This window comes from Chryseobacterium sp. T16E-39 (assembly GCF_002216065.1).
GTDB lineage: Bacteria > Bacteroidota > Bacteroidia > Flavobacteriales > Weeksellaceae > Chryseobacterium.
Genome location: NZ_CP022282.1, coordinates 4482330 through 4499651, shown reverse-complemented (window position 1 = coordinate 4499651; position 17322 = coordinate 4482330). Strand labels below are relative to the sequence as shown.

The 17322-nt window shown below is 31.7% G+C and carries 19 protein-coding genes and 1 pseudogene; 8 read left to right on the top strand and 12 right to left on the bottom strand.

What is annotated here, in order from left to right:
* Nucleotides 1–4: 4 nt before the first annotated feature.
* Both CEY12_RS20575 and CEY12_RS20570 read right to left on the bottom strand, forming a co-directional pair.
* Nucleotides 5–910 (bottom strand): T9SS type A sorting domain-containing protein, encoded by a 906-nt coding sequence (locus tag CEY12_RS20575; RefSeq protein WP_089029436.1) that lies wholly within the window; start codon nucleotides 908–910, stop codon nucleotides 5–7.
* 753 nt (nucleotides 911–1663) lie between these two features.
* A complete protein-coding gene (locus tag CEY12_RS20570) occupies nucleotides 1664–2020 on the bottom strand; it encodes a winged helix-turn-helix transcriptional regulator (RefSeq protein WP_089029435.1) in 357 nt (118 codons plus the stop codon).
* A gap of 165 nt (nucleotides 2021–2185) precedes the next feature.
* Between CEY12_RS20570 and CEY12_RS20565 the strand changes: the two genes are divergently transcribed.
* A complete protein-coding gene (locus CEY12_RS20565; RefSeq protein ID WP_089029434.1) occupies nucleotides 2186–2920 on the top strand; it encodes an SDR family NAD(P)-dependent oxidoreductase in 735 nt (244 codons plus the stop codon).
* A gap of 353 nt (nucleotides 2921–3273) precedes the next feature.
* On the opposite strand, the gene CEY12_RS20560 is transcribed toward CEY12_RS20565, so the two are convergent.
* From CEY12_RS20560 to CEY12_RS22705, 3 genes are all read right to left on the bottom strand, one after another.
* Nucleotides 3274–4068: a DUF4249 domain-containing protein gene (locus CEY12_RS20560; RefSeq protein ID WP_089029433.1), complete on the bottom strand. Its 795-nt coding sequence runs from the start codon at nucleotides 4066–4068 to the stop codon at nucleotides 3274–3276.
* A gap of 3 nt (nucleotides 4069–4071) precedes the next feature.
* Entirely contained in the window at nucleotides 4072–4395 is a 324-nt protein-coding gene (locus CEY12_RS22710; protein WP_228409745.1) for a hypothetical protein, read from the bottom strand.
* A gap of 274 nt (nucleotides 4396–4669) precedes the next feature.
* Nucleotides 4670–4912 (bottom strand): TonB-dependent receptor, encoded by a 243-nt coding sequence (locus CEY12_RS22705; protein WP_228409744.1) that lies wholly within the window; start codon nucleotides 4910–4912, stop codon nucleotides 4670–4672.
* A 95-nt stretch (nucleotides 4913–5007) separates the two neighbouring features.
* Here CEY12_RS22705 and CEY12_RS22900 point away from each other — a divergent pair.
* Nucleotides 5008–5187: pseudogene (locus tag CEY12_RS22900) on the top strand (helix-turn-helix domain-containing protein); the annotation flags it as partial.
* Nucleotides 5188–5833: 646 nt separating this feature from the next.
* Here the strand turns inward: CEY12_RS22900 and CEY12_RS20545 are convergent.
* From CEY12_RS20545 to CEY12_RS20535, 3 genes are all read right to left on the bottom strand, one after another.
* Complete coding sequence (locus CEY12_RS20545; RefSeq protein WP_089029432.1) at nucleotides 5834–6556, bottom strand: fatty acid desaturase; 723 nt, start codon at nucleotides 6554–6556, stop codon at nucleotides 5834–5836.
* Between the two features lie 231 nt (nucleotides 6557–6787).
* On the bottom strand, nucleotides 6788–7438 hold the full coding sequence (locus tag CEY12_RS20540) for a calcium:proton antiporter (RefSeq protein WP_228409743.1): 651 nt from the start codon (nucleotides 7436–7438) through the stop codon (nucleotides 6788–6790).
* 314 nt (nucleotides 7439–7752) lie between these two features.
* Complete coding sequence (locus CEY12_RS20535; protein ID WP_089029431.1) at nucleotides 7753–9474, bottom strand: tetratricopeptide repeat protein; 1722 nt, start codon at nucleotides 9472–9474, stop codon at nucleotides 7753–7755.
* A gap of 504 nt (nucleotides 9475–9978) precedes the next feature.
* On the opposite strand from CEY12_RS20535, the gene CEY12_RS20530 reads away from it, so the two are divergent.
* From CEY12_RS20530 to CEY12_RS20515, 4 genes are all read left to right on the top strand, one after another.
* Nucleotides 9979–10821 (top strand): hypothetical protein, encoded by an 843-nt coding sequence (locus tag CEY12_RS20530; RefSeq protein WP_089029430.1) that lies wholly within the window; start codon nucleotides 9979–9981, stop codon nucleotides 10819–10821.
* 316 nt (nucleotides 10822–11137) lie between these two features.
* Nucleotides 11138–11578: a transposase gene (locus CEY12_RS20525; RefSeq protein WP_089029429.1), complete on the top strand. Its 441-nt coding sequence runs from the start codon at nucleotides 11138–11140 to the stop codon at nucleotides 11576–11578.
* Between the two features lie 54 nt (nucleotides 11579–11632).
* Nucleotides 11633–11851 (top strand): hypothetical protein, encoded by a 219-nt coding sequence (locus CEY12_RS22490; RefSeq protein WP_089029428.1) that lies wholly within the window; start codon nucleotides 11633–11635, stop codon nucleotides 11849–11851.
* The gene (locus CEY12_RS20515) at nucleotides 11826–12152 is read left to right on the top strand and encodes a transposase (protein WP_089029427.1); all 327 of its coding nucleotides are present in this window, start codon (nucleotides 11826–11828) and stop codon (nucleotides 12150–12152) included. Before CEY12_RS22490 ends, CEY12_RS20515 begins: the two co-directional genes overlap by 26 nt.
* Before the next feature lie 164 nt (nucleotides 12153–12316).
* Here the strand turns inward: CEY12_RS20515 and CEY12_RS20510 are convergent, their stop codons facing one another.
* The 4 genes from CEY12_RS20510 to CEY12_RS20495 are packed head-to-tail and all read right to left on the bottom strand — an operon-like array spanning nucleotide 12317 to nucleotide 15207.
* Complete coding sequence (locus tag CEY12_RS20510; protein WP_089029426.1) at nucleotides 12317–13414, bottom strand: calcium:proton antiporter; 1098 nt, start codon at nucleotides 13412–13414, stop codon at nucleotides 12317–12319.
* A 49-nt stretch (nucleotides 13415–13463) separates the two neighbouring features.
* On the bottom strand, nucleotides 13464–13922 hold the full coding sequence (locus CEY12_RS20505) for a MaoC family dehydratase (protein ID WP_089029425.1): 459 nt from the start codon (nucleotides 13920–13922) through the stop codon (nucleotides 13464–13466).
* A 4-nt stretch (nucleotides 13923–13926) separates the two neighbouring features.
* Nucleotides 13927–14040 (bottom strand): cold-shock protein, encoded by a 114-nt coding sequence (locus CEY12_RS20500; RefSeq protein ID WP_089029957.1) that lies wholly within the window; start codon nucleotides 14038–14040, stop codon nucleotides 13927–13929.
* 45 nt (nucleotides 14041–14085) lie between these two features.
* On the bottom strand, nucleotides 14086–15207 hold the full coding sequence (locus CEY12_RS20495; RefSeq protein ID WP_089029424.1) for a DEAD/DEAH box helicase: 1122 nt from the start codon (nucleotides 15205–15207) through the stop codon (nucleotides 14086–14088).
* A 381-nt stretch (nucleotides 15208–15588) separates the two neighbouring features.
* Between CEY12_RS20495 and CEY12_RS20490 the strand changes: the two genes are divergently transcribed.
* Together CEY12_RS20490 and CEY12_RS20485 are read left to right on the top strand one after the other, a co-directional pair.
* A complete protein-coding gene (locus CEY12_RS20490) occupies nucleotides 15589–16542 on the top strand; it encodes a beta-1,6-N-acetylglucosaminyltransferase (RefSeq protein WP_228409742.1) in 954 nt (317 codons plus the stop codon).
* 77 nt (nucleotides 16543–16619) lie between these two features.
* Nucleotides 16620–17207 carry a Crp/Fnr family transcriptional regulator gene (locus CEY12_RS20485; RefSeq protein WP_089029422.1) on the top strand — a complete coding sequence of 196 codons (588 nt, stop codon included), beginning with the start codon at nucleotides 16620–16622 and terminating at the stop codon, nucleotides 17205–17207.
* Nucleotides 17208–17322 lie beyond the last annotated feature (115 nt).

Here is a 17322-nt window from a genome sequence, read left to right as displayed (position 1 = left end):
TTTTTTATTGAACTATAAGTTTTTGAGTACTGGATTTTTGACCTGTGATAAATTGCACAATATAGTTGCCTGTAGGAAGTGTAATCAACTGTTGAACTGTATAACGACCAATTGGTATTTGTTTATTGCTAAAAATGAGAAGTACGACACGTCCATTCATATCAATTATTCTAAGACTACTTTGTTCCTGCCTTTCAACTTGATATGTAATATTAATAAGATCTTTAGCAGGATTAGGTGAAACAATAAGAGGATATTGGGTGTAAGAATTACCTTTATTTACAATTTTATATTGAGATTTTAAAAATCCTACAGTCCGGGTAATATAATATACCGATGTAGTTATATTATCTTTGTCTTTGAAATGGTAATACGTATTATCATAACGATAATCGATATTTGTATTTTTTTCCCGGAAAGCATATTTGTCACTTATCTCATAAACTGTTAAATTATCATTTAATTCGTTATCAAAAGAAATTGTTCGGCTATCATAGCGTTGAACATTACTTTCATGCCCCTGCGGAATTTTCCTATTCCCATCATCATCCATCAAGAAAAGCTCGGAATTGAAATAGTCCTGACCCAATAATATTTTTTTTTCTTTTGTAGTTCCGCTAAGGATATTGAGAGTTTTTGTCACTGAATTTTGCTTAATGGATTTTGATAACTCATTCCGTTCATCATCATATATTGAAGTTTTTATTTGAGTATTAAAATCCCTTTCTAACGGCTCCTTTGAAAATTTTTGGGCATGCAAATGAAAAGATAAAAAGAATAGTAATACTGTAATGGTCTGGGAAAAAAAAGCATTTGTTTCTTTAAAAAAAAATTTACTTCTTTTGTGATTTGTTGTGCCATCTGATATGATAAAATATCTCATATCAAATCTGTAGTTTGTGATTTTCATAGTAATAATATTTTTATTGATGAGTTTTAAATATGGTAACTAGATATTTTTAGAACATGTCTCTAATCCAATATAAAAGTAATTGGCTATCTAATACTTATATAGTAGAAATGCGACATCTTTAAGAAGAAAAATCTATATGGCTGATTTTATTGATAGATAAATCAGATTATTTTTTATTATAGATTATAATGCTTATTTCTTTCATTCATTAAGCATATAAATGGTACATGAGGTTCAGAATGTAAAATGCCATTGGCATATTAAAGACTAAAAACCAAAAATAGAAAAGTAGAGTGTTTAAATTAAATGAATGTTGAATAATGGTGCGAATAAGAGCTTTTTAAAGCTTTAAAGAAAAATGTAAAAAATATTTACAAGAAGAGTTACCTATCATTTTAATGGTGAAAAACATTTCGAAGATTATTAAAATACATTACTATACATTAATTTCATCAATAAGGCTGAGCATGTTTCTGATTTAATAAAATCAGTATAAAATCTTTCTTCCTTCAAGTTTAATCGTATTACCCTCAACTATTCTTTTTAACCATTCTAATAACTTTTTCAATGTGTAATTCTGTTAAATCAGCAATTTGCTGACGAGTAAGTTCTATAGGAAAACAATTTCTGCAGAATGTTTTTCAAAATTAGCCCTACAATAAAAATTTTAAAGAAATTACCGAAAATAATCTCGCCTTTACAAAGTTTGAGTATAATATAAAGAAGAAATATTAAAAAAATACTATTTGTTCATCTCCCAACAATTACTTTGCGATGTTCAGTGCCCCAATCAGCCAAAGTGTCGATGATTTTTTTTAAAGTCATACCATATTCAGTCAGTTGATATTGAACTGTCACTGGTTGTGTGTCAAGAACACTACGTTTTATGAGCTGATTCATTTCCAGTTCTTTCAATTCTTTGCTTAGCATTTTGTTAGAAATGCCTTTCACATCATTCAAAATATCGGAAAAACGCCGTTTGTTGTAATAACAGACTGACGATATTATTGATATTTTCCATTTACCATTCAACACGTCCATTGCATCGTGAACAGCCATAATTTGTTTTTTGTTTGTGTCGTTATCTGAGCATTTAATTTCTGTCATAAGTTACTTTGTTACTCAAAAGTTACTGTTACTTTTAGTTACAAAGTTACTAAAATAAATTTATTCATTTTAAATTTGCATTGTTAAAGAAATCGATTTCAAAACACAAACAGATTAAATAGTCTGAACATAAAATAATTTTTCAATCTTCTAAAATTAAAAAAAATGAATTTCACGAATAAAAACGTAGTGATTACAGGCGGAAGTACAGGAATAGGATTAGCAACCGCAACAATATTTATTGGAAAAGGAGCAAACGTTTTGATAACAGGAAGAAATACTGATAGTTTGCATAAAGCCTCAATTAAAATTAATAGTCCAAAATTAAAAACTTTAGCATCAGATATTTCCAAAATTGCAGATATCGAAGCATTGGAAAAAGAAGTCGCAGAAAGCGGAAACAAAGTGGATGTACTTGTTTTGAATGCAGGAATTGCTAAACAATATTTAATAGAGGATACAAGTGAGGAAGTCTTTGATGATTTGTTCAACATCAATGTAAAAGGACTGTTTTTTACTTTGCAAAAATTAATTCCTCATTTAGCAGAAGGAGCCTCTGTTATTCTTATTTCCTCAGGAGTATCAGTTAGCGGATATGCTCAAATGGGAGCTTATGCCGCAACAAAAGGTGCAGTTGATGCAATTGCGCGTACTGCAGCAACAGAATTGGCAGATAGAAAAATTCGAGTAAACGTTGTGGCCCCAGGATTAACTGACACACCAATGAATCAACAAACACCGGTAGATATTAAAAATGCTATTGCAGCAGCGGTACCACTGAAACGAATAGGAGATGCTGAAGAAATAGCAAATGCTATTGTTTTCTTCGCTTCAAGTGAAGCTTCATACATTTCAGGTTCATACCTGGCAGTTGATGGAGGCGTTACTATTCGCAGATAATCTTTATTGTTATGGTTATGATATACTTAAATTTACCGGCTAAGTATATCATAACTTAACTTTATAAGCTGGTTAAAATCACAGCTATATATTTTGATTAGTGTTTATTAATTACTTTGTCAGGAAATTGATCCAATCTCTGTAATCTATTATTTATTTGATAAATTTTATCAACTTTTTGTTCATAAAAAATTCATCAAGATATTCTTTGACGTGTTTTACAGCTGTAAAATACCCTTTTTTGCCAACTTAATATTAATTGTAAATCAATTTATATTTGTCTACTGTCACCGGTCAGTACTTTTTTATAAGTCTCCAACGCTCTTTCTCTATAATAAACCACCAGGTCATATTTATTTAATTATTATATTTCTCTTTCTAACGCTATGCGCAGAAAAATATCCTAATCCCCCATTAGTAATATTGCTCGATGGGTTTGAAGAACTTGCATCAAAATTAACATCATTATTTTCGATAATCTTTAGAAACGTATTATAATAGGCAAATATATTATTATCAATACATTGCATTTCAACTTCAATAACATCACCCACTTTAACTGCATTAAACCCAGAGTTGGGTAAAGTGATAGCTTTTTGATTTAGAGTTCCATTATTTACGTAATCAGAAAATAATTTATATTTTTTATCATAATTATTAATAATAATATTAAATAAATATCGATTTCCCAGGGCTGGCGGATCTTTAAAGATGGGTAAAAGTTTATAAGTTATCCTTCCTTCAGGTATAAAAGAATCCTGCTTCAAGTCTTCAAAATCTACGGCAGTAGGCATGGTACTCTGAGCACTATACTGTTTTCCATCTGCTTCTACTTGTAATGTATAGGTTCTGCCAGCAACTCCTTTAAAATCGGTAGTTTGATATTTTCCATCACCTGCATACGTTAAGGTTTCGGTTTGACTTGTATTGTCGCTGACGATAACCTTAGCATTAGTAACGATTTGGTATTGACTATTTTGTATCATACCCGTAGATCTGGTTATTCTTATTATGTAAGGCCCAGGTTGATCCGTTATATTCCCTTCAATAACGATGTTTCCACTTTTGTCAGTAAGATTTAAATCAATCTCATTTACACAAGAGCTTAATAAAAGTAGAAATAATGTGACAAAAAAAATATTTTTCATAATTTAAAATTTGAAGTTGTAAGTGATATTAGGTATCCACCGAAATAATGAGGTTTGCATAGTACGGATAGCTCCAGGATTAATTGGATTATCTTCAAAGCTAATGGTATAGGTATTAGCATTGCCATAAACATTGTAAATACCAAAAGACCATGATCCACGGAAGCGCTTGTTTGTGTTATCACTAGGTTCATACGTAGCACTTAAATCCATCCTGTGATATACTGGCATCCTATCTGCATTTCTCTTATTGTATTGGAATAAAGAGTAACCATCCATCTGATATTTTCCAGTCGGAAAAGTAACTGCATTTCCAGTACTGTACACAAATAAACCTGAGAAAGACCATTTTGGATTTAGCTAGTCGCGACTATTGACAGATCATGGGTCTTATCCATTCTGGCATTGTACCATTCGTTATCATTAATATCATTAATACCATTTATTTTTCTTTCAGTTTTAATTCATAATTATTGTTTTTAAAGTTTCTATTGTAACCAAGACTTAGTTGATCTGCAATTTCAGGTTTTATGTGGTAACTGTAGCCAATCCATTGATCGGTGGGATTTCCACTGCTGCTGTTACTAAGAAGATGTAGATTCTAAGTATTACGCGAGTATCCTCCTTTTATACTGCTGCCTTCGTTGATTCGATAATTAGCTGTAATACGGGGTTCCAGATTAACGTAGGTTTTTCCAAATTTCCCTTTTTCAAGATATCTGCTTTGTGTAAGGATTCCATTTTCGTAAGTATTAAAAGTATCCCCTCCTAAAATACTAAATGCGGCAAGTCTAACTCCATAATTAAGAGTCAGCTTTTCTGTTGCTTTAAAATCATCATTCATATATACTGCATTCTCCCATGAATATCTCGGATTTCTTAAAAGAGTCTTTCAGTCTTTCACCCAGAGCGGGCAAAATTCTTTAACTTTTAGCAACCAATAAAGATAATCTCCTTCAACGTAAAGAAGCACTTATAGATCTCTGGGGTGATGACAATTTTTTCAATGGCAGAAGCCTGGATGTATGTATTTCGAAATTACGAAAACAACTCTCACAAGACCCTCGAATTGTTATCATAAATATTCGTGCAATAGGATATCGATTAATAATCGTTTAGAAAATTCTGATTATTATGGGTTACACTAGCTAAATCAGAAAAAAGACTGGGATAAGCAAATCATTCTTTAGAATTATCAAAACAATGGACATAGGTTAAATCTCCGTTTGCTCGTATCGGAAATTTCGAGCGACAGGTAGAATACATTTTTAACAGCATTCAAAACAAGTTGGAAAATGCAGGTGGAAGCATGAAAAATATTATTAAACTGAACAACTATTTTACTGATATCTAAAATCTTCCAGCATTCAGAACAGTAAGAAATAAATACATAGACACCACACAGCCTCCGGCCCAGACCTCAATAGAAGTATAACAGCTTTTCAGGAAAGATGTTATGCTGGAGGTTGAATTCACGACGGTAATTAAATACTGATATAATTGAAAATATTTCCTTTAGAAGTCAACATCTATTTTCATTAGGTCGGACTGAAATCATATTATTAACACAATAAGACTGAAGATCCACACGATTTTAGCAGAAAGTAACTCTGCTTTGCTCCATTCTATGCTTAATTTTATAATACCCATAATCTTTATCTTGCAATTCAAATTTCCGAAAACAAAATGAAATTCAACTTTCTAAAAAGCTCAAATTATAGTTTCTAAAAAAGCTCATCTTGCAAGCTCTTAATACATACTCTTATTATTTTATTTTAATAACCCTAAGTTTTTGCAAAAAGATCATTGTTTGGAAACCCATATCCCATTCAAACCACTTTGTTGCATTGTTAGGTCTTTGTGGATGTTTATGATGATTATTATGATATGCTTCCCCCCAGAAAATGAAATCAAATGGCAGAATATTTTTTGAAGTATTGGTTAACTTATAATTTTCATAACCAAATTTGTGAGCCCACCAGTTTACAGCCATTCCTTGTAAAGAACCCATAATTATAGTTGCAGGAAGAAAAAGCCATTGCCACCAGGCTGTTGCTAATAAAGCATAAATAATGATGTATATCGCAATCCAACAAAATCTGGTAATATAATTGTGTGCGATCTTATCAAACCTCTCCCAATCCGGAAGATTCTTTTTATATTTTTCTGCAGCATCTGTTTTTCCTATGTAAAGGTTAAAATAGTTGTTTCGAGTCGTCCACATCATTATAAAAGGATTAGGATCATTATGCGGTGAATGTGGATCTTGCACTTTATCCGTATGTGCATGATGCAAACGATGCATTAAACCATAAGTATAAGCACTGATATAGGAAGAACCTTGCGTAAAAAAGCAACCTATATAGAACATTCTTTCCCAAAATTTTGACATGGTAAAAAGATTGTGTGCTGCATACCGATGATGAAAAACCGATTGAAAAAAAAGCGAAGTATACCAATGTATAAGTATAAAAATGAATATTGCCATAATTATATAAATTAAAATGAAAGATTTTTCGTGGAAGTATTACGGAAGGCAAAGAAAAATTATGCTTTATTTATAAGCCACTATTCACACGAAAATTTATTTTCATTCTGCAATATCTTTTGTAAGATACGACAATTAATGTGAAATGGTTTTGATTTTCTTAAAATAAATAAAACATTACTTTAAGACCGTAGAAATTACAGTAACCAATCTTTTTGAAAACTCTAATGATTAAGGCACTATGGAAATAAAAAGATAAATCAAAAAAATTCCCACCAGTACAACCCCCTGCATAATATTGGTCTTACCTGTTGCGAGAGACACCGTAATTATAAAAAGGGAAAGCCCTAAAAGCACAGTCGATTTGATATCTATTCCCAGCGTCATGCGTATTCCGAAAATGACTGATATAATGGCAATCGCAGGAATACTTAATCCGATACTTGCCAATGCAGAACCAAATGCGAGATTTAAAGAGGTTTGTATCTGGTCATTCTTTGCAGCTCTGAAAGCAGCAAGGCCTTCCGGAAGAAGAACGATTCCGGCAATAATAACTCCGACTACGGATTTTGGTGCTCCAAATGATAGAACAATATGCTCTACGTCTTTAGAAAGCAGTTTTGCCATCATCACAACGATTCCCAGACATAAAACTAACATAAAGCAACTGACAAGTGTTTTTCTGCGGGAAAGTTGCCCGTCACTGCTTTCTTCCTTTTGGTCTGCCAGCAGCTTGTTTTGTGGAGATATAAAGAAGCTCCGGTGTCTTATTGTCTGGACCATAGTAAATCCAAGGTAAAGCGCCAATGAAACCAAAGCAATAAAAAGTAATTGAAAAGAAGTATATTCACCTCCAGTATGGCTTACCGTATAATTCGGCAAAATGAGAACAAAAACCACTACCGCCGTAAGTGTTATCAGAGCTGTGCTTACTCCCTGTAGAGTAAAAGTTTGCTCCCTGTATCTCAGGAAGGCATTCTAGATTGTATTAAGTTTTTGTCCTGATAACTTATTTGCAAACAAAATTAAAATTAAAAAAAATTAATTTTAACCACCTTTCTTTTTAGATGCATCATCTTCTTTCTTTTTTTCAATGCACCCAGGTACATTTTTCTCACTTATTTTATATATTATAATTAATATTAGTTTTTTACTTAAAAAATTTCCCTAGTCTAACGTTTTTTAGCATCCATTTTTCATACTAAATTATTTAAAAATTCAGTTAAATCTGTTTCTTTATCTAACTTCATCTTAGATTTTATATTAGTTTTGTATACTCTTGCTGTTACATCTTTAATATTTTCAAGTAGTGAAATTTCTTTAGAAGACAAATTTAATTTAAAATAAACACATAGTTTTAACTCCTGAATCGTTAAAATCGGAAATCTATGAGAAAGCTTTTCCATAAATAATTTATTTTCTAAAGAGCTTTCATTAATGATATCATTATGTTTTTTATCGATTTGAATCAGATTATTGATCTTAAAAAACAGATCTTTCACGGTTTCCTCAGGATCAATATTTTTAGACTTTTTTATCTGCCTGAGGTTTTCAAGAAATGCCTTCTCTGTCTCTATTTTTAAATTGAGACTAAGATGTAACTTCTCTATTTTGTTCCTGTGGAGTTGAAGATCCTGTTCTAAAATTAATTTTTGCCCCTCTCCCAACTCTTTTTCCTTTTTATTTTTCTTATACACATTTATGAAAGCCAGCGCAAGAATAGTAATCACCAAAAGTGAGGAAACAAATAACAGCAAAATGTTCTTTTTTTGAATACTTACTTTATAATCATATTTTTGATTGATGTTCTTTATAAAATAATCATTCAACAGGTCAGAAACTTGAGCCAGATCTTTCTGTTTTTGCTGGTTATAAAGGCTAATAAGATGTATTACTTTCTTAGAAGACATTTTTTCTTTGTCATGGTCATTGATTTCCAGGTAATGATCCTGCAATATCTCATAGAGTATTATTTTATTAGACACATGTTGGATTTTTGATTCAATTCCTAGTAAGAAACTCACTAAATTATTTTTTTTAACGTTCTGGTGAGTTGAATTATATAGATTGAACAGCATTTTGGAAATCGACATAAATTCCGAATTATACTGCTTTACATTCTGATAAAATTCAAAGCCTTGATTTAAAAATAATTCCGCGTTTTTATAGTCATTTAGTTTAAGGTAATATTCACTTAGATTTTCCTTCATATTAGTAATGAAAAGGAGATCTTCTTTATTGAGATTTTTTTTACCTTCTAAAATCCTAATTCCCTTAAGAGTTTCCTGTATAGCTTTATCCTGCTTATTTAACTTATTAAAACACAATCCGAAATTATTATACATTGACGCAATAAAAATTTCATCATCTTTTCTTATCTTATAGGTTTCTAGGGCTTTTTTAAAATATATCATAGCCTCGGAATAATTTTTTTCATTATAATAAAACCTTCCTTTTGTATGATAGAGATGGGGAAGGAAATATTTTTTTCCTACTTTTTCATCCATTTTTATTGCTTCATTCAGGCACTGCATTGCAAATTTTGGAGAATTCTGTTCCATATTCAGTGCTAATCTAAAATTACATGCTATAGAAATATATTCATATTGATCATTATTAAGCTTCAGTAGTTCATAAACGAGAGGTATTTGATTTAAGATGTCGCGGGTATCCGTATTATAATAAAGAAAAAGTTCTATATACTTACTGCTTAAGATATATTTCTTATCCCCTGTCTTTTTATATTTTGCTAGCTCTTTATTGTATTGTGTCCGGATATTGGTTAAATTGTAATTAGTATATTCTGCAGAAACATAATTGTTAAGGTTGTAAAAATAGTCGTTGTTATCACTTGATTGACATGAGTTAATTAGTAATAGAGAGAACAGGGAAATAAAAAAAATGACTGTTATTTTCATAATTTAAAAACTACGTTTTCGATTCGTTAAAAGTGAGTTATTAATAATATTTATTTTCTAAGGGATAAATTTTTATTTCATATCAACAATTTAGGATTAATTTCATCTTCCATCCGAAAAAAATTGAATAAACCCAAAATTAATGGTGTTTAATTTTTAAGTAATTAATTATCAATGGGTTTAAAAAATTAAAACTAACGTTTTAATGGCGGTTTTTGTCTTTTAATTAATGATTAATAATGTCTGAAAAAATACAACGATCACGAATCGGCTATACATTTGTAAAAGATTTTTAAAGCGAGAATAATTTATATATGATTTGAAAATCATTACTAAGCACTAACATATTGTAAGGATGAACAAACAATAAAATCTCTGATCTTTTTCCCTGAAGATTAAAAAAAATATAAGCCAACTATTTTCAGTTTTACAATATGCTTGTTTTTAATAAGCAATATGCTATTCGTGCGATAAATTAAAAAAAAAATATTAAAAAAAATTATTATGACAATTAAAAAACAATTTGCAATTACAACTTTGCTATGTCTGCTTTTTGCATCATTAGGGATTTTTACCTCGGCACAGTCCGGAAGTGTAGGGATTGGAACTACTTCTCCGAATAGTTCGGCACTCCTAGATCTTACTGCTACGGATAAAGGATTACTTTTAACGCGTATAAGTCTTACAAGTACAGGTACATGGGGGCTTACAGGGACTTCAGTTGCCGGAATGACGGTATACAATACCAATGCTGCTATTACCTCGTCAAGCTCTACGAATTCACTTTCTGCTGGAGCATATCCAACTACTGTTAATAAAATAGGATTGTATACGTGGGACGGTTACGGATGGGTAGCACAAAATTCAACTGCCGAAGTAATGAAAATCCCTGTTCCCAATTACCCTCCCGGAGCTAGCTCAAACGGTGCAGGGGGATCTACGGCAGGTGGGATAACAACACTCCCCCTTAATGCTCCGTCATTTAATACCATTTCCGGTGCAGCTGTTACTCCAGCTACGGGTGCAGTAACTCTTCCTGCAGGAATTTATAGAATTAGCACCAGTTTATCAGTTGCGATAAGCAATCCTGGAACCAATTATAAATATCTTCAATTAATGGTTACTACCACTCCTAACGGACAAGGCGATGTACATGGTTTATATGTTCAGCCAACAACAATGACTGGCGTTCCTGGATATATTAATGGTAACTCCATCATCAGAATAGGTGCGGCAGGTGGAACAGTTTATTTTAATGTTTTTGTTAATAATCTTGGAGTTGGAGATACGTGGGTTGTAGCCACTGCTTCTCCACAAAGTAATTTTACAATTGAAAGAATACATTAATTTCTTATTACTAGAAGGCTTCGAAAGATGATATGTTTTCTAATTTAACAAACATACAACTTTCTTATTTTCAGCAACATAAACATATAAAAAGGTCAATAACGGTTATATAAATTACTTAAAAACACAATTAAATATAATTATTATCTAAGGATGATCATCAATGATATACTTTAATGAAGATAACGATCATTTCAAAAGCTTTATTTGGTATAATTTACCTCCAGCTAAGTACATTTTTTTTCAAGGTACTGTGTTTTATCATTGGCTTAGTTGGAGGATTTTCAACGAATCTTAGAAAGAATGAAGATATATAATGAATAATAATTTTAAAGATATTCACATAGGAAATCTTATTAAGAAAAGAACATCAGAATTAAAAATAAAAATGCCCAGGATTTGTAACTTTCTGAAAACCAATGAAAATGAAATTAACAAAATGTATCTGGCCGGTAATATAAATACTGAAATCCTGCTCAAATGGAGCAAACTGTTAGAATATGATTTTTTCAGAATATACTCCCAGCATTTAATTTTATACTCCCCTCCGGCCAAGTATAACCGGGAAGATGACAAGGTGAAAAAAGTATCGAAATTACCCAAATTCAGAAAGAGTATTTATACCGTTGAAATTATCTATTTTATTCTGGAGCTTATAGAAACTGGAGAGAAAACAAAACAGGAGGTTATTGAAGACTATAGAATCCCTAAAACAACACTTTATAAATGGATCAGTAAATATAAAGACAGAAAATAATGTCTTTAATTCTTAAAATATGTGACAAAATGTTAATCAGAAAAATAAATAAGTATGCAAAGTGAATATCTCAATCTTATAGGGGTAAGTAAAAAGAGTTTAATAGAAAAATTAGATGACGGATGCAATTTCTATCCGAATACAACCTGGACGTATCTCCTGCATAAAAACGTCTTGGGTCGAAAAACTTTCCTGGTGATAACATTCGAAAATGAAATAGTAAGTCGCGTAAATATTATAAAAACATATGGAATCATTAATACCGAACTATAAAAAGATCTATGAAGATATTTTGAAATTAAAGCATCCTGAGAAAATTAAGGACTGTAAATCAATATTATCTAAACCAAAACTTTCAGCAAATGATATTATGAAAATGAATCATATTATCTTTTCCAAAGGTGGTAAAATAATGATATCCGTAGATCAAAAACATAGGTCATATGATAAGTCTGCTATTTTTGAAATATTGGATTATCAAAAAAAACATGGACTTAATAATTCACAATTGGCTGATCATTTCAAACTCAGCAGAAATAGTATCACAAAATGGAAAAGGATATTTTTAGTGTAATAGTAGATAATGATAACTTGAAAAAATAATATTTGAATTTAATAATCAAGCAAAAAGCAAAAACAAGACTAATCATTTGTAAAAAGATCATTTTTAGGGATGTCAAAAAAAGAAGGTGAACCCTTTTAGGAATTGAGCAAAATTGTTATGGGTGGAAATTATGATTAAGGCACTATGGAAATAAAAAGATAAATCAAAAAAATTCCCACCAGTACAACCCCCTGCATAATATTGGTCTTACCTGTTGCGAGAGACACCGTAATTATAAAAAGGGAAAGCCCTAAAAGCACAGTCGATTTGATATCTATTCCCAGCGTCATGCGTATTCCGAAAATGACTGATATAATGGCAATCGCAGGAATACTTAATCCGATACTTGCCAATGCAGAACCAAATGCGAGATTTAAAGAGGTTTGTATCTGATCATTCTTTGCAGCTCTGAAAGCAGCAAGGCCTTCCGGAAGAAGAACGATTCCGGCAATAATAACTCCGACTACGGATTTTGGTGCTCCAAATGATAGAACAATATGCTCTACGTCTTTAGAAAGCAGTTTTGCCATCATCACAACGATTCCCAGACATAAAACTAACATAAAGCAACTGACAAGTGTTTTTCTGCGGGAAAGTTGCCCGTCACTGCTTTCTTCCTTTTGGTCTGCCAGCAGCTTGTTTTGTGGAGATATAAAGAAGCTCCGGTGTCTTATTGTCTGGACCATAGTAAATCCAAGGTAAAGCGCCAATGAAACCAAAGCAATAAAAAGTAATTGAAAAGAAGTATATTCACCTCCAGTATGGCTTACCGTATAATTCGGCAAAATGAGAACAAAAACCACTACCGCCGTAAGTGTTATCAGAGCTGTGCTTACTCCCTGTAGAGTAAAAGCTTGCTCCCTGTATCTTAGTGATCCTATTACAATACAAATACCGATTATACCGGTAAGAATAATCATCACCGCAGCGAAAACAGTATCTCGTGCAAGAGTAACGGTCTCAAGACCTTCTGCACCCATCATAATAGAAATTATCAGCCCCACCTCTATAACCGTAATAGCAAATGCAAGAAGCAATGTTCCTAAAGGTTCACCTAATCTATGGGCAATAACTTCGGAATGGTAAACCGCTGCCAGAACACTTCCCAAAAGTAGTACTGTAAGAAAGAGCGAATAAAATCCCGAAGAAAATACCGCACTTGCAAAATAGAAGATCCATGCCAGAACCGGAATAAGAATTGTCCAACTAGAAAGATATTTTTTTTGAATCATCTGTTACATTTAATTTTACTAATTGTTATATTTACCCTCCTTTTCACTATTATGAAAAATGATATAGAAACAGAACATCTCCTGCATAAGCAGGTTTTATTTGGTTTTTAATAATCAATTTAGCTCCAACCACAACTTTTACGATTCCTTTAAGGTTATTTACTGTCTTAATAGTTGCCTCAAGACTTATCTCATCATTAGCTTTTACTGGTAAACCAAATCTAAAATTTTCTATTCCATAGTTGATTTCCATACCAATGTTTCTCACCTCTGCAATTTGCTTCCAGAGATAAGGAATTAACGAGAGTGTTAGATAGCCGTGAGCAATGGTTGAATGATAAGGACTGTCTTTTGCCGCTCTATTTTCATCAGTGTGAATCCACTGATGATCTAAGGTAGCATCTGCAAAACGGTTAATCTGGTCCTGATCGACAATATGCCATGAAGATGTTCCGACCATAGTTCCCTCCAGCATTTTATATTCATCAAAATTGTTAATAATAATCATTGTATTATTTTAAAAATAAGCTCAATGAATGTACAAATATATCTTCACTCCCGTCTGCATGAAAAATAAATACGAAGCCTTTTGCCTCATTGAAAAACTTTACTATGCCTTGTTGCATTGCAATTATCATTAAAATTATATATAATCCATAAACTTTACAGCATTATTCCCAAACCGTACCGACAGGTATAGTAAAACCTATCAAACTCTGAATATTTTTTAAATCCATGTGCTCGTCTGCCGTACAGAATGAAATTAAAGAACCTTCACTTCCCAACCTTCGAATCCTTTCAATCCTTTGGACATAAGTTTGAGGAATAGCAGGAAGGTCAAAGTTTATGATATGGAGTAGTTCATCAAGATCAATTCCTTTTGCTGCAATATCTGTAGTGACTAAAGCTTGAATTTTCCCACTTCTGAAATCATCCAATACATTATTTTTAACAGCCATTGTTATGTTTCCATGAATCCATCCTGTATTGACTCCCGCATTCTCCAGCTGTTGTACCAGATCATCGGCAATATATTTACTGCGTGTAAAAACCATGAATCCTTTTATTTCGTTTTTTTGGAGCATATCAATCAAAAATCCTGACTTATCTCTTTTCTCAATAAAAAATACTTCCTGCGAAATACTTTTTATTGATGCCGATCTTGCATTTATTACAATCTCTACTGGATCTCTAAGAAAAGGAGAAACAGATTTTTTTAAATAACCTGAAGTTTCCCTACAAAATATTAAGGTTTGTATATTGTTAGGAATTAGTTTCTGAATATTTTTTATTCTGTTTATTAATGTTTTTTCAATCATTTTATCAGCATCATATAAAACCAGAATTTCTAGCTTGGAAAAGTTGATAGGCCTTTTTTCCACAATCTCCAACAGCCCTTCAGGACTTGCAATCAATATGTCTATTCTTTTTCTGAAAAAAGCAAGCTGACTTTCAGCTGATTCTCCATCATTAATTCGAAATGTTAAAAGAGAAAAGTATTTACTACACTGCTTGATCTTTTCTTCAGTCTCAACGCCGATTTCATCTGTAGGGACAATTATCAAAACCCGGATATTAGTATGCTCAGTAGGATTTCTACCCAACAATTGTAATATTGGAAGCGTAAAAGCTAATTTTTTTCCGCTTCCTTTGGGAGCAGAAGCCAAAATGTCTCTTCCCTTTAAGATAATTGGAATTACAGCATTCTGTAATTCAGTAGGCTGAGAACATCCTGATTCCGTAATTGCACGGATTACGGGATTAATTAATTGTAGATTCTTGAAATTTATCATAATTTTTTCAGTTTCCGATCATTTTTCTGGTAGGTGCATTTTAATGAATTATTTGTATTAGTAAAGATTAATATTAATTCCATGGGCTTATTCATCATACTAATCTTTTTCCATCATATCATTAAAAGCTCAATATAAAATCTCAAAGAAATCATTTGACAATAGGAAATCTGAAAAAGCAAAACTGAATGATAAAAATTTGATTTAAATTATTGCAGAGTAGCAGAGGCAGGTACCTTTTTATTGATACTTTGCAAATGTATAATAAAACAACCAAATAAAAACACAATATAATTAATTGATTATCAAAAACATATTTGTAACTTATGCATGTACATTTAAATTGTTTGCAAAGTGCGGATGATTTTAAAATTTCAGCATATGCAAACTATGGCACTCCAATCCCAACCCTCGACAAGAGCATCACACAGCCCTCTGTCTTCTCAAATCCGAATTGCTTATTTTATCATGATACATCATAAACCTGATACATTTAAGGCAATGTTTGAGAAAATATATACCCGTGATCAGTTTTATCTGATTCACATAGACAGAAAAGCCAAAGAAGAGTTTACTGAAGAAATTCAACAATATCTCATCCATTTTCCCAATGTCTATATTCTGGAGAGTATGAATATTGTAGCAGGGGGATTTAGTATGATTCAGGCTGAACTTAATGCGATGGAATATCTTTTGAATGTAAGCCATGACTGGGATTACTTTATCAACCTGAGTGGTGAAGACTCCCCACTCAAGTCACAAAATATTATCCGTCAATTCCTTACTGTTAATAACGGAAGAAATTATCTTTTTTATTATGACCAAAAATTTTACAGGCCTGATACACTTCAAAGGATACAAAATCATTTTACAGAGCTGACCCATAAAATATCTTCATTTATTTATAAAAGAGAATTTATGACCGAAGTCACACCATATATTGGTGGGAAATGGCTTATCCTTACAAGAGAAACCTGTGTATTTTTAACCAATAATAAAAGGGTAATGGATTTTGAAGATTATTACCTTCACACTCTTTTGCCGGCAGAATCCTTTTTCCAGACAGTACTCCTTAACACAGCCTTTAGTGACATTATTGTGAATGACGATAAAAGAGCAGTCATTGAAAAAACTTTTTTTAATAAAGACCAATACGCGGACAACTTCATCGAAAATCTAAAATCCTCCAACAACCTTTTCATCAGAAAAATAGATGATAAAACAAATAAAAATATTCTAAAATATATTAATGACACTTATCTTCTTGCTTTACCTGAAATTAATGAAGTTGAAAGAGAACTTAAGAGAAATGATTACGACCACAAATGGTCTTAAGAAAACTTTGTTCACATGTAAATAAATTAGGAACTGTACACAACGTACTTTCACATGAATAATTAAAATAAAAATTGATGCTGATAAAAGAGGAGCTTTTGATGAACTATGGAGCTAAAATTGTAAATTTTACAAAGGGAAAATATGTATTTAAAGAAAATGATGACGTAGTCTCTTATTTTCAAATTTCAACAGGAAGTGCAAAGATTGTCGGTGAGAAAAAAGCGGGTCGTGAATTTATTCACAACATTTCTATTCAAGGTGATTGTCTAGGAGCACTGTTCCTGTTCTTAAAACACCCATATTCTGTAAGTGCCATTGCAATGGAAAATTCTAGGATAATCAAATTGGAAAGATTGGGCTTTGATTTAATGCTAAAAGATAATCCCAAAATACTGTTAGATTTATACAAATATACCGCAGAAGATATGCATTATACCTACCTGATGAAAGGATTTGCATTAGAAAGCCCGTCAGAAAAAATAACGAATCTATTCAACTACTTAAAAAAATCAAAACCTCCGACTGATTCTTATCAAGTATTGCTCACCAGACAGCAAATTGCATCGCTAACAGGATTACGAGTGGAAACTGTTATAAGAACAATAAAAAAACTGCAAAATCTAGGAATACTCCTGATTATCAATCGCAAAATATTTTATTAACAATATATCTTTTACTTGAATAAAAACTTCCAAATTGAATATTATAATGACTACAGAAAATAATGAGGTTTGCTTTTCATAAAATTTATTTTTGATTGGTTAATAATTATCTATT